General features: G+C 66.4%; 12 protein-coding genes. 9 read left to right on the top strand and 3 right to left on the bottom strand.

Features of this window, described 5'->3' with window-relative positions:
* The coding region (gene ftsY, locus JMF90_RS08435; RefSeq protein ID WP_201325039.1) for a signal recognition particle-docking protein FtsY at positions 1 to 615 on the top strand (615 nt) is incomplete at its 5' end.
* A 95-nt stretch (positions 616 to 710) separates the two neighbouring features.
* On the opposite strand, the gene maiA is transcribed toward ftsY, so the two are convergent.
* On the bottom strand, positions 711 to 1,355 hold the full coding sequence (gene maiA, locus JMF90_RS08430; protein WP_054928057.1) for a maleylacetoacetate isomerase: 645 nt from the start codon (positions 1,353 to 1,355) through the stop codon (positions 711 to 713).
* Between the two features lie 181 nt (positions 1,356 to 1,536).
* Here maiA and ybiB point away from each other — a divergent pair, with 181 nt between their 5' ends.
* Both ybiB and leuA read left to right on the top strand, forming a co-directional pair.
* Positions 1,537 to 2,511: a DNA-binding protein YbiB gene (ybiB, locus tag JMF90_RS08425; RefSeq protein ID WP_011546254.1), complete on the top strand. Its 975-nt coding sequence runs from the start codon at positions 1,537 to 1,539 to the stop codon at positions 2,509 to 2,511.
* Positions 2,512 to 2,888: 377 nt separating this feature from the next.
* Entirely contained in the window at positions 2,889 to 4,535 is a 1,647-nt protein-coding gene (gene leuA / locus JMF90_RS08420; protein ID WP_125380968.1) for a 2-isopropylmalate synthase, read from the top strand.
* A 143-nt stretch (positions 4,536 to 4,678) separates the two neighbouring features.
* Here the strand turns inward: leuA and JMF90_RS08415 are convergent, their stop codons facing one another.
* Together JMF90_RS08415 and pagL are read right to left on the bottom strand one after the other, a co-directional pair.
* On the bottom strand, positions 4,679 to 5,062 hold the full coding sequence (locus tag JMF90_RS08415) for a nuclear transport factor 2 family protein (RefSeq protein ID WP_006477767.1): 384 nt from the start codon (positions 5,060 to 5,062) through the stop codon (positions 4,679 to 4,681).
* Between the two features lie 45 nt (positions 5,063 to 5,107).
* On the bottom strand, positions 5,108 to 5,677 hold the full coding sequence (pagL, locus tag JMF90_RS08410) for a lipid A 3-O-deacylase PagL (protein WP_011546256.1): 570 nt from the start codon (positions 5,675 to 5,677) through the stop codon (positions 5,108 to 5,110).
* A gap of 360 nt (positions 5,678 to 6,037) precedes the next feature.
* Between pagL and rpoH the strand changes: the two genes are divergently transcribed.
* The 6 genes from rpoH to JMF90_RS08380 form a co-directional block, all read left to right on the top strand.
* Positions 6,038 to 6,973, top strand: a complete 936-nt coding sequence (gene rpoH / locus JMF90_RS08405) for an RNA polymerase sigma factor RpoH (RefSeq protein WP_125380967.1) — start codon at positions 6,038 to 6,040, stop codon at positions 6,971 to 6,973.
* 361 nt (positions 6,974 to 7,334) lie between these two features.
* Positions 7,335 to 7,616 (top strand): cytochrome oxidase putative small subunit CydP, encoded by a 282-nt coding sequence (cydP, locus tag JMF90_RS08400; RefSeq protein WP_027806881.1) that lies wholly within the window; start codon positions 7,335 to 7,337, stop codon positions 7,614 to 7,616.
* Entirely contained in the window at positions 7,606 to 9,186 is a 1,581-nt protein-coding gene (locus JMF90_RS08395) for a cytochrome ubiquinol oxidase subunit I (RefSeq protein WP_006477763.1), read from the top strand. Before cydP ends, JMF90_RS08395 begins: the two co-directional genes overlap by 11 nt.
* A 31-nt stretch (positions 9,187 to 9,217) precedes the next feature.
* Positions 9,218 to 10,354 (top strand): cytochrome d ubiquinol oxidase subunit II, encoded by a 1,137-nt coding sequence (gene cydB, locus JMF90_RS08390; protein WP_006477762.1) that lies wholly within the window; start codon positions 9,218 to 9,220, stop codon positions 10,352 to 10,354.
* Between the two features lie 62 nt (positions 10,355 to 10,416).
* Positions 10,417 to 10,539 carry a cytochrome bd-I oxidase subunit CydX gene (gene cydX / locus JMF90_RS08385; protein WP_006477761.1) on the top strand — a complete coding sequence of 41 codons (123 nt, stop codon included), beginning with the start codon at positions 10,417 to 10,419 and terminating at the stop codon, positions 10,537 to 10,539.
* 545 nt (positions 10,540 to 11,084) lie between these two features.
* A partial coding sequence (locus JMF90_RS08380) for a carbohydate-binding domain-containing protein (RefSeq protein ID WP_201325038.1) occupies positions 11,085 to 11,683 on the top strand: 599 nt, incomplete at its 3' end.

Below are 11,683 nucleotides of genomic sequence, written 5' to 3'. Positions count from 1 at the left end.
CGCGCGCAGCCGCTCGTGATGATGATCACCGGCGTGAACGGCGCGGGCAAGACGACCAGCATCGGCAAGCTCGCGAAGCATCTGCAGAGCTTCGACCAGTCGGTGCTGCTGGCCGCCGGCGACACGTTCCGCGCGGCCGCGCGCGAACAGCTGGCGGTCTGGGGCGAGCGCAACAACGTGACGGTCGTGCAGCAGGAAAGCGGCGATCCAGCCGCAGTGATCTTCGACGCGGTCAGCGCCGCGCGCGCGCGCAAGATCGACGTGATGATGGCCGATACGGCCGGCCGCCTGCCGACGCAACTCCACCTGATGGAAGAGCTGAAGAAGGTGAAGCGCGTGATCGCGAAGGCGCACGACGGCGCGCCGCACGAAGTGCTGCTGGTGATCGACGCGAACACCGGCCAGAACGCGCTCACGCAGGTGAAGGCATTCGACGACGCGCTGGGCCTGACCGGCCTGATCGTGACGAAGCTCGACGGCACCGCGAAGGGCGGGATTCTCGCGGCGATCGCGCGGCAACGGCCGGTGCCCGTCTACTTCATCGGCGTCGGCGAGAAGGTCGAGGACCTGCAGCCGTTCAGCGCGGTGGAATTCGCGGACGCGCTGCTCGGCTGAACACCGCCGGCTCGCATCGCACGGGGCGCCTTCGGGCGCCCTTTTTCATGCGCGCCCGATCCTGCGCGCCACGGGCCGCGGCGCGCATTCCGCGCTCATTCAGCGTCCGGCTGCACGCCCGGCTCGGCGGCCTTGAACGCATCGATCGTCGCCGCATGGTCGACGATCCGCTGGATCGTCGGGAAACGCGTCGTGTCGATCGAGAAGCGGTTCGCATTGAACACCTGCGGCACGAGACATACGTCGGCGAGCGTCGGCGTGTCGCCGAAGCACAGCTTGCCGGTGCGCGGATCGTTCGCGAGACGCGTCTCGAGCGTGTCGAAGCCCGCCTCGATCCAGTGCCGGTACCACGCGTTCTTTGCTTCCTCCGGCACCTTCAGCGTGTGCTTCAGGTACTTCAGCACGCGCAGGTTGTTGAGCGGGTGGATTTCGCATGCGATCTGCAGCGCGACCGCCCGCACATACGCGCGATCGACCGGCTGCTTCGGCAGCAGCGCGGGCTCGGGATGGGTTTCGTCGAGATATTCGATGATCGCGAGCGACTGCTGCAGCGTCGCATCGCCATCGATCAGCGTGGGCACGACCGCATCCGGGTTCAGCGCGCGGTACGCGTCCTTCAGTTGCTCGCCGCCGTCGCGCAGCATGTGCACGGGCGCATAGTCGAACGGCAGTTGCTTGAGGTTCAAGGCGATCCGCACGCGGTACGACGCGGAACTGCGGAAATAGCTGTAGAGCTTCATGGGATGTCTCTCTTTGGTCGTATTCGGCCGGCGGCGGCATGGGCGCGCGGCGCAGCGGTGCGCGCGCCGCCGGGAAGCAGAGTGTAGCGCGGCGCGATGCACGGCCGCGCCCGTGCGATACTCGGGGCATTCCTTACCGCTCACCGCGCGGCCCGATGCCGGCCGCCCGCCCCACGTTCCGATGACCGCTTCCCACGATCCCGCCGCCGCTCCGTTCCCTTGCGCCCGCTTCATCAAGGAAATCGGCCGCGGCCCGAACGGCGCGCGCGCCCTGTCCGCCGAGGACACGTTCGCGCTCTATCGCGCGATGCTCGATGCGCGCGTGTCGGACGTCGAACTCGGCGCGATCCTGATCGCCTATCGGCTGAAGGGCGAATCCGCCGACGAGCTGGCCGCGATGCTCGCCGCCGCGCAGGCGTCGTTCGAGCCCGTGCACGTACAGGACGCCGCGTTCCGCCCGGTCTCGATCCCCAGCTACAACGGCGCGCGCAAGCAGCCGAACCTCGTGCCGCTGCTCGCGCTGCTGCTCGCGCGCGAAGGCGTGCCGGTGCTCGTGCACGGGGTGGAGCAAGACCCGGGCCGCGTGACGAGCGCCGAGATCTTCTCGGCGCTGTCGCTCGCGCCGTCGACGTCGCACGATGCGATCGAGGATACGCTCGCGGAACGCCGCGTCGCGTTCGCACCGATCGACGTGCTGGCGCCGCGCATCGCGCGCCTGCTGTCGATGCGCGGCGTGCTCGGCGTGCGCAACTCCACGCATACGCTCGTGAAGATCCTGCAGCCGTTCGCGCCGGCCGGGCTGCGGCTCGTCAACTACACGCATCCGCCGTACCGCGACAGCCTCGCGCAGTTGTTCCGCGATCATCCGGACGCCGCGCTCGGCGGCGCGCTGCTCGCGCGCGGCACCGAAGGCGAAGCGGTGGCCGACACGCGGCGCCAGGTGCAGGTCGACTGGCTGCACGACGGCGTGTGCGACACGCTGATCGATGCAGAGCGTTCGTCGACCGACGCGCCGCCCGTCGCGCTGCCCGAGTCGCGCGATGCGGCGACCACGGCCGCGTGGACGGACGCCGTGCTGCGCGGCGAGGTGCCGGTGCCCGACACCGTGGCGCGGCAGGTCGCGACGATCGTGCAGATCGCCCGCATCGCGCGCTGACGGCGCGACGACGACCTGCCCCTTTATCCCGACATTTGACACGCGGGCGCATCCTGGCATAGAGTGACCGTCATGCGTTCCTTTCCGAACCCCCTCCGAATTACCTCCGGCCGCCTAGCGCGGCCGCTATCGCTACGACTAGCCTAAGGCTGTCGTAGCGCCGTGTGCCGTCCGCACGGTCCTCCCAGCAGTTCCTCGCAGTACCCCTCTCGCAGTTTTTACAACCCGAAGTCGTCAGCATTCGTCCGTCCATCCGTCGGCCGATTCGCGAAGATCATCCGCATCCGCGGCGCCATCGCGCGCCGGGTGCGAGGCAGCGCCAACCGTCGCCCATGCCGCCCGTCTTCGCTCGCGACTTGAGACCCGAGGTCCAGAAGATGATGCGCAATCCGCAAGACAAATACCGTCCGTTCGAGCCCGTCCGCCTCAATGGCCGCCGCTGGCCGGCCCGCACCATCGAGCGTGCGCCCGTGTGGATGAGCACCGACCTGCGCGACGGCAACCAGTCACTGATCGAGCCGATGAGCATCGAGCAGAAGCTCGAGTTCTTCGAAATGCTGGTCGCCATCGGGTTCAAGGAGATCGAAGTCGGTTTTCCGTCGGCGTCGCAAACCGACTTCGATTTCGTGCGCAAGCTGATCGACGACAAGCGGATTCCCGACGACGTGACGATCGAGGTGCTCGTGCAGTCTCGCGAAGACCTGATCGCCCGTACGTTCGATGCGCTCGAAGGCGTGCCGCGCGCGATCGTGCACCTGTACAACGCGGTCTGCCCGTCGTTCCGCCGCATCGTGTTCGGGATGTCGAAGAGCGACGTGAAGGCGCTCGCGATCGACGGCACGCGCATCATCAAGGCACACGCGGCCGCGCGCCCCGATACCCGCTGGACCTTCCAGTACTCGCCGGAAACCTTCAGCATGACCGAGCTGACGTTCGCGCGCGAGATCTGCGACGCGGTCGCGCAGACGTGGCGCCCGACCCGCGACCACAAGATGATCGTCAACCTGCCGGCCACCGTCGAGGCCGCGACCCCGAACGTGTTCGCCGACCAGATCGAATGGATGGACCGCAACCTCGCGTATCGCGACAGCATCGTGCTGTCCGTGCATCCGCACAACGATCGCGGCACCGCGGTCGCGGCGGCCGAACTCGCGCTGCTCGCGGGCGCCGACCGCATCGAGGGCTGCCTGTTCGGCAACGGCGAGCGCACCGGCAACGTCGATCTCGTCACGCTCGCGTTGAACCTCTACACGCAAGGCATCGACCCGGGCCTCGATTTCTCCGACATCGACGCGGTGCGCCGCGTCGTGGAGCGCTGCAACCAGATTCCCGTGCATCCGCGCCACCCGTACGCGGGCGACCTCGTGTTCACCGCGTTCTCGGGCTCGCACCAGGACGCGATCCGCAAGGGCTTCGCGCAGCAGCGCCCCGATGCGATCTGGGAGGTGCCGTACCTGCCGATCGACCCGGCCGACCTCGGCCGCAGCTATGACGCGGTGATCCGCGTGAACAGCCAGTCTGGCAAGGGCGGCGCGACGTTCCTGCTCGAGCGCGGGATGGGCTTCACGCCGACGCGCCGCGTCCAGATCGAGTTCAGTCATGCGGTGCAGACGCTCGCCGACGCGTCGGGCGAGGAAGTGACGGGCGACGCGATCTGCGCGCTGTTCTCCCGCGAATTCTTCGAGACCGACGGCCCGGCCGCACGCCATGGCAGCGGCGCGCGCTGGCAAAACCGCGAGATCGCGGTGGCGCCCGCCGCCGACGCGACGCCCGACGACGCCGTGCGACGTTTCGCCGCGGCATTTGCGACGGCCGCCGGCGCCGCGATCGACGTCGCGTCGTGCGAACACACGCGCACCGCGGACGGCCGGATCGCGGTATCGGTCGGCTGCCGGGTCGGCGACGCGCCGCTGCGGCACGGGGTCGGCGTGCACGCCGATGCGGCGAGCGCGGCACTCGATGCGGTCGTCAGCGCGATCAACCGCTCGGCATGGCACTGCGCCGATCGACGCGCGGCGGCCTGAGCACCGGGCTTCGATGCAGGGTTGAAAGGTCAGCGAGCGGTGCGTGACCGCCCGTGCGCCGCGCGATCCGCGCCGCACGAGGCAGCAAAAAGCGGCTCAGAAGGCCGCTTCGGTCGGGACATGAAAAGGCGCGTCACCCGCGCTCACGTCTCGGTCGCGCACCGCGTCGCCTGCCACGCGAACAGGCACCAGCGGCCCTGGTCGTGCGTGTGGACGGACGTATAGGCAATCGGGAAGACGAGGCCGCCGTTGTTCGTTTCCATCTCGATCAACGCGCGGCCGGTGACGACGCAGGTCTCGTCGCCGACCGGCAGCACGTCCTGCGACTGGATTTCGATCTGGCGATAGCGGCGGCGGCCGGCGACGATGGCGTCGATGAACTGCTGCTTGGTTTCGCGCTTGCCGTTGGTATGGACGAAAAACACCTTGTCCGACAGCAGCGCGGCGAGCGCCTCCCCGTCGCCGTCCACCATCGCCCGGAACCGGTCGCGCTCGAGCGCGCGGATCGCATCGACCACCTTCGCCATCGCCTGACTCCTCGGCAACGCGCCCGCCTTGCACGGGCGTACGGATCAGAAGTTGTACTGCAGGTAGAACTGGTGGAAATTTATACCAGGATTCGGCTCTTTGATACCCGCGTTAGACACATGTTCGAAACGGTAGCCGACCTGATACTGTTGCCGTTGGCCGAACTGCACGCCCACGCCGCCCGTCGGCGCGAACTGGAACGCGGTCGACAGCGAGAAATTGTCCGAGATCGTCGGGTGCGTCAGAAGCCGGACGCCGCCGCCCGCCTCGATGAACGGGCGAATCTGCCCGCTGCTCTTGATGAAACGGAACATCGGCGTGACGCCGAACTCGCCGATGTTGCCGTGGACGTTGCCGCCCGTGTGCCAGTAGCCGGCGTGCCCTTCGACGACGAACGCGAAGTGCCAGCCGCCGATTTCCCACCAGTTCCAGCCCGGGTCCCATACGACGCCGATATCGGCCTTGTCGATCCCGCGACGATCCGAAAACCCGCCGCCCGCCTGGATCCCCCATCGATCCGCGAAAGCCGCACCGGATCCGCCCAGAAGAGACGCTGCCAGCATCGCATGCAGCACCAGCCGGCTGCCGGGCCGGCGATTCTTCTTATTGTTCATCTGACACTCCAACTTTGTGGGTTGAATGGAGCCTGCCGCAACGGCCGGGCCCGAGCGAACTGAATGGTATGGTAAAGGACTTTTCGGATCGGCATCACGAAGCGAAATTGTTTGCTTCCAAAACGACAAAAATCGAAATCGTCTACTGATTCCCATCAGAAACAACGGCTTACGGAACTTCACGGCGCCGCCCCTGTCGCAGAATAGACTATCGACTCAACCGATTCGATAGAAAAACCGGGAACTCCGATGCCCCCGCCCGCTCTAAGGAATTAGCACTCGTATTGCGGGAGTGCTAAGATGACCCACGGAATCTCATTCGAGACCGGGGTTTGTCCCTGATTCCAAAGGAGTTTTTTAGTGAGCCACGCCCTGACCCTCCCGAACACGCTGAGCCCGACGCCGGCCAAGGCCGAATCGGCAGGCTCGCTGGCGCTCGCAGCCCAATCGATGTTGCCCGGCCAGCTCGGCAACATCGACGCGTACATCCAGGCCGTCAATCGCATTCCGCTGCTGACCGCCGAAGAGGAACGCCGCTACGCAACCGAATTCCGCGAGGACAACAACCTCGACGCGGCGCGCCGCCTCGTGCTGTCGCACCTGCGTCTCGTCGTGTCGATCGCGCGCAACTATCTCGGCTACGGCCTGCCGCACGGCGACCTGATCCAGGAAGGCAACATCGGCCTGATGAAAGCCGTGAAGCGGTTCGACCCGGCGCAAAACGTGCGCCTGGTGTCGTATGCGATTCACTGGATCAAGGCCGAGATCCACGAGTACATCCTGCGCAACTGGCGCATGGTGAAGGTCGCGACCACGAAGGCGCAGCGCAAGCTGTTCTTCAACCTGCGCAGCCACAAGAAGAGCATGCAGGCGATGACGCCCGAGGAAATCGACGGCCTCGCGCAGGAGCTCAACGTCAAGCGCGAGGAAGTCACCGAGATGGAAACGCGCCTGTCGGGCGGCGACATCGCGCTCGAAGGCCAGGTGGAAGACGGCGAGGAGTCGTACGCGCCGATCGCCTACCTGGCCGACTCGCACAACGAGCCGACCGCCGTGCTGGCCGCACGTCAGCGCGACATGCTGCAGACGGACGGCATCGCGCAGGCGCTCGACGCGCTCGACGCGCGCAGCCGCCGCATCATCGAGGCGCGCTGGCTGCACGTCGACGACGACGGCTCGGGCGGCTCGACGCTGCACGATCTCGCCGCCGAGTTCGGTGTGTCGGCGGAACGCATCCGCCAGATCGAAGCGAGCGCGATGAAGAAGATGCGCACGGCCCTCGCCGAATACTCGTAAATCCCAGCGATTTAGAGCGCTTCATCGAAAACCGCTGCCTGCCCCGGCAGCGGTTTTTTTTCGTCCGTTTTTCCGCTGCTTTTCCCCCGCTTTTCAACGCGTTTCACGCTCCGTTTCTTCGCCGATTAATTGACCTGATTCATCGGGTATTACGCCATTTGCGGTGCCCTTCCGCATAACCTTGATCCACCTCAATTTTTACCCCGCGTTTCGCGACGGTCTGCCGCAGCGCAGCACTCGGCATCGGAAAGCAGTCCTTTTAAAATTGGCATGTCAGGCGCACAAGGATTAAAACAGCTTCACGGCCGTCATAAATCCGACGTAAAGTCGCCCCCAATCCGACGTAAATCGATTCAGGATAATCGCCTTGATCTCGATCAATAAAGAGCCTGCGCCGCCCTCGCGGCCGGCCGGCACGATCGGCTGGCGTGCGCGCATCGCCGCGTGGGCACGCGGACCGACCCTCGCCCGCGACATCACCCTGGTGCTGATCGTCAAGCTGATCCTCCTGATGTCGCTCAAATACGCATTCTTCAATCATCCGCAGGCCGAGCACATGTCGTTGCCGCCTGCCGCCGTCGCCGAGAAGCTGCTCTCGGTGCCGGCGCCCGCCTCTACCGAGGGAGACCACCATGATAAGTAGTGAAGTCGTCGATCTGTCACGCCTACAGTTCGGCATCACGGCGCTCTACCACTTCCTGTTCGTGCCGCTGACGCTCGGCCTGTCCTGGCTGCTCGTCATCATGGAAGCCGTCTACGTGATGACCGGCAAACAGGTCTACAAGGACATGACCCAGTTCTGGGGCAAGCTGTTCGGGATCAACTTCGCGATGGGCGTGACGACCGGCATCACGCTCGAATTCCAGTTCGGCACGAACTGGTCGTACTACTCGCACTACGTCGGCGACATCTTCGGCGTGCCGCTCGCGGTCGAAGGCCTGATGGCGTTCTTCCTCGAATCGACGTTCGTCGGCCTGTTCTTCTTCGGCTGGAACCGCCTGTCGAAGGTCAAGCACCTGATCGTCACGTTCCTCGTCGCGCTGGGCTCGAACCTGTCGGCGCTGTGGATCCTCGTCGCGAACGGCTGGATGAACAACCCGGTCGGCGCCGAGTTCAACTACCAGACGATGCGCATGGAGATGACGAGCCTGTTCGACGTGCTGTTCAACCCGGTCGCGCAGGTGAAGTTCGTGCACACGGTGTCGGCCGGCTACGTGTCGGCGGCGATGTTCGTGCTCGGCGTGTCGTCGTGGTACCTGCTGAAGAAGCGCGACGTCGATTTCGCGCTGCGCTCGTTCGCGGTCGCGGCCGGCTTCGGCCTCGCGGCGACGCTCTGCGTGATCGTGCTCGGCGACGAATCGGGCTATACGACCGGCGAAGTGCAGAAGATGAAGCTCGCCGCGATCGAATCCGAATGGGAAACCCAGCCGGCGCCCGCGTCGTTCACGCTGATCGGCATCCCGAACCAGGAGGAACAGCGCACCGACTACGCGATCAAGATCCCGTACGCGCTCGGCCTGATCGCGACGCGCTCGATCGACGAACCGGTGATCGGCCTGCGCGATCTCGCGAAGCACAGCGAGGAGCACATCCAGAGCGGGATGATCGCGTACGGCGCGCTGCAGAAGCTCAAGCAGGGCGACACGAGCGACGCGACCCGCGCGCTGTTCGACCAGCACAAGCAGTATCTCGGCTACGGGCTGATGCTCAAGCAGTTCACGCCGAACGTGACCGACGCGACGCCCGAGCAGATCAAGGCCGCCGCGAAGAAGACGATCCCGCCCGTCGCGCCGGTGTTCTTCTCGTTCCGGATCATGGTGTTCCTCGGCTTCCTGTTCGTCGCGACGTTCGTTGCCGCGTTCTGGTTCTGCGCTCGGCGGCAACTGCTGCAGGACAACCGCCGCTGGTTCCTGCGCTACGCGGTGTGGGCGATCCCGCTGCCGTGGATCGCGATCGAATTCGGCTGGATCGTCGCCGAGCTCGGCCGCCAGCCGTGGACAATCGCCGGCGTGCTGCCGACGCACCTGTCCGCGTCGAGCCTGCAGCCGAGCGACCTGTACCTGAGCCTCGCCGGCTTCATCCTGTTCTACACCGCGCTGTTCGTCATCGAGATCAAGCTGATGTTCAAGTACGCACGCCTCGGCCCGTCGTCGCTGCATACCGGCCGCTATCACCACGAGCTCGCCGCTGCCGGCGAGCGGGCCGCGGTCTGAGCACGCCCTCGCAACCGAACAAGGAATCGCTATGGACTATGCAACTCTCAAGCTGATCTGGTGGCTGCTCGTCGGCGTGCTGCTGATCGGCTTCGCCGTCACCGACGGCTTCGACATGGGCGCGACCGCGCTGCTGCCGTTCCTCGGCAAGACCGACGAGGAGCGCCGCATCATCGTCAACACGGTCGGCGCGACCTGGGAAGGCAACCAGGTGTGGCTGATCACGGCCGGCGGCGCGATGTTCGCGGCCTGGCCGCTCGTCTATGCGGCGTCGTTCTCCGGCTTCTACTTCGCGATGCTGCTCGTGCTGTTCGCGCTGTTCTTCCGGCCGGTGGGCTTCGACTACCGCAGCAAGCGGCCGGACCCGCGCTGGCGCGCGGGCTGGGACTGGGGCCTGTTCGCCGGCGGCTTCGTGCCGGCGCTGGTGTTCGGCGTCGCGTTCGGCAACCTGCTGCAGGGCGTGCCGTTCAAGTTCGACAGCGACCTGCGCGTGACCTACTACGGCGGCTTCTGGGCGCTCTTGAACCCGTTCGCGCTGCTGTGCGGGCTCGTCAGCCTCACGATGCTCGTCGCGCACGGCGCCGCGTTCATCAAGATGAAGACCGACGGCGTGATCGCGCGCCGTGCGTCGATCGCGCTGCGCGTCGCGTCGTTCCTCGCGGTCGTGCTGTTCGTGCTGGCCGGTGTGCTGGTAGCCTCCTATATCGGCGGCTTCCACATCACCCATGCGGCGCCGACCGACACCGTCGCGAACCCGCTGCTCAAGGACGTCGCCGCCGGTTCGGGCCTGTGGCTCGCGAACTACGGCGACTATCCGTGGATGATCGCGGCGCCCGTCGTCGGGATCGCGGGCGGCGTGCTGGCGCTGCTGCTCGCCGGCTCGAAGCAGGAGAAGACGGCGTTCTTCTGCACGGGCCTGATGATCACCGGCGTGATCCTGACCGCGGGCTTCTCGATGTTCCCGTTCATCATGCCGTCGTCGCTGGACCCGCGCAGCAGCCTGACCGTGTGGGATTCGACGTCGAGCCACATGACGCTGCAGGTGATGCTGTTCGCGGTGATCGTGTTCCTGCCGATCGTGCTGCTCTACACGAGCTGGGTGTATCGCGTGATGCGCGGCAAGGTCACGCACCAGACGCTCGAAGAGAACACGCACTCGATGTATTGACGCATTGAACCGGGCCGGGGTGCGCGGGCGCCCTCGCCCACCGTTTCGCAAGGAGTCGGATCATGTGGTATTTCAGCTGGATTCTCGGTATCGGCGTCGCGCTGTCGTTCGGCATCGTCAACGCGATGTGGCTCGAAGCGCGGCAGAAGACGCAGGAAGCGCCCGTGCGTGCGCGGCGCGACTGACGCACCGGCGCCGCCCGGAAGGGAAAAGAACCTCGCTTCGTGCGAGGTTTTTTTTCGTCCTGTCCGCGCTGGCAGGCGTCGCCCGGCGATGCCAATTTAGCGCCAGATTGATACCACTTGAATACCAATAAAAGGTTTCATAAGATCGTTGGACACGGCCGCTGACAGGCCGAATCCTTCTGGGTGGGGGAGACATGCGAATCCCGTGTGTGGCGTGCGCCTGCGCGTCATCTCGACGTCCGTGCGCCACGGCGCGCGCCGTCGTCGCGCTCGTGCGCGGCCAACCGAGCGCCGCCGGCCGTGGCCGCCTCGTCGCCGCGGCGAACGCCATGGGCCGCCGATGAATCCGCGCACGCCGCCGCGCCGATCCGATCGGCACGCATGCCCGCCGCCCGTTCCGTAACGCACGCTCCCGCGTGCCGAATGCACGTGGTGCAGCCGCATCGCCTCGCGTGCCGGTATCTCCCGCAGGCTCCACTGAAAGACCCGATCGCAGCGACGTCGCGTCACGGCGTCGCTACGCCCCCTTTTTCTCAGGAGTTCGAATGAAGCGTACCTTGCCATCCCTCATTGCCGGCCTGTTGATCGCGGTGTTGCCGCCTGCCGCGATCGCCGCGGTACCGGCGTCGGGCGCCGCCAACGCGAACGCCGGCGCCGCGCCGGCGGCCACCGCACAAGCAGCCAGCCTCGCGACGCAGCTGTCGAACGGCCTCGCGTTGCGCGTCGCCGTCGACAACAACCACGCGGCCGCGGCCGGCGTGCCGTGCGCCGATCTCGGCGCCGACGGCGCGGCCTGCGCGACCGGCCGCCTGATCCTGCAGAACCGCGGCCACCAGGCGATCGCCGACGGCGGCTGGAAGCTCTATCTGCACAGCATCCGCCGCCTGCTGCGGATCGACCGGCCCGGCTTCGCGCTGCGGCGGCTCACCGGCGACCTGTATGAACTGACGCCGCAGCCGGGCTCGGTGCGGCTCGCGCCCGGCGAGCGCATCGAGCTGCCGTTCGTCGCCGAATACTGGCTGCTGCGCTACAGCGACGTGATTCCGCGTCCGTACGTCGTCGTCGACGGCGCACCGCCGGCCGTGCTGCGCTACAACGACACCGACAACGAGCTGCGCTACGTCGAATCGCTGCCGGCCGACGC

The sequence above is a fragment of the Burkholderia sp. E168m23 genome (assembly GCF_016586125.1).
Taxonomy (GTDB): domain Bacteria; phylum Pseudomonadota; class Gammaproteobacteria; order Burkholderiales; family Burkholderiaceae; genus Burkholderia; species Burkholderia orbicola.
The sequence above is the reverse complement of the archived record's forward strand: the minus strand, read 5'-3'. Positions and strand labels throughout refer to the sequence as shown.

Excerpts from the sequence above, each read along its gene's own strand:
- maiA (WP_054928057.1), bottom strand. The coding sequence starts at position 1,355 with ATGAAGCTCTACAGCTATTTCCGCAGTTCCGCGTCGTACCGCGTGCGG.
- ybiB (WP_011546254.1), top strand. The coding sequence starts at position 1,537 with ATGACCGCTTCCCACGATCCCGCCGCCGCTCCGTTCCCTTGCGCCCGC.
- leuA (WP_125380968.1), top strand. The coding sequence starts at position 2,889 with ATGATGCGCAATCCGCAAGACAAATACCGTCCGTTCGAGCCCGTCCGC.
- JMF90_RS08415 (WP_006477767.1), bottom strand. The coding sequence starts at position 5,062 with ATGGCGAAGGTGGTCGATGCGATCCGCGCGCTCGAGCGCGACCGGTTC.
- pagL (WP_011546256.1), bottom strand. The coding sequence starts at position 5,677 with ATGAACAATAAGAAGAATCGCCGGCCCGGCAGCCGGCTGGTGCTGCAT.
- JMF90_RS08395 (WP_006477763.1), top strand. The coding sequence starts at position 7,606 with ATGATAAGTAGTGAAGTCGTCGATCTGTCACGCCTACAGTTCGGCATC.
- cydB (WP_006477762.1), top strand. The coding sequence starts at position 9,218 with ATGGACTATGCAACTCTCAAGCTGATCTGGTGGCTGCTCGTCGGCGTG.
- cydX (WP_006477761.1), top strand. The coding sequence starts at position 10,417 with ATGTGGTATTTCAGCTGGATTCTCGGTATCGGCGTCGCGCTGTCGTTC.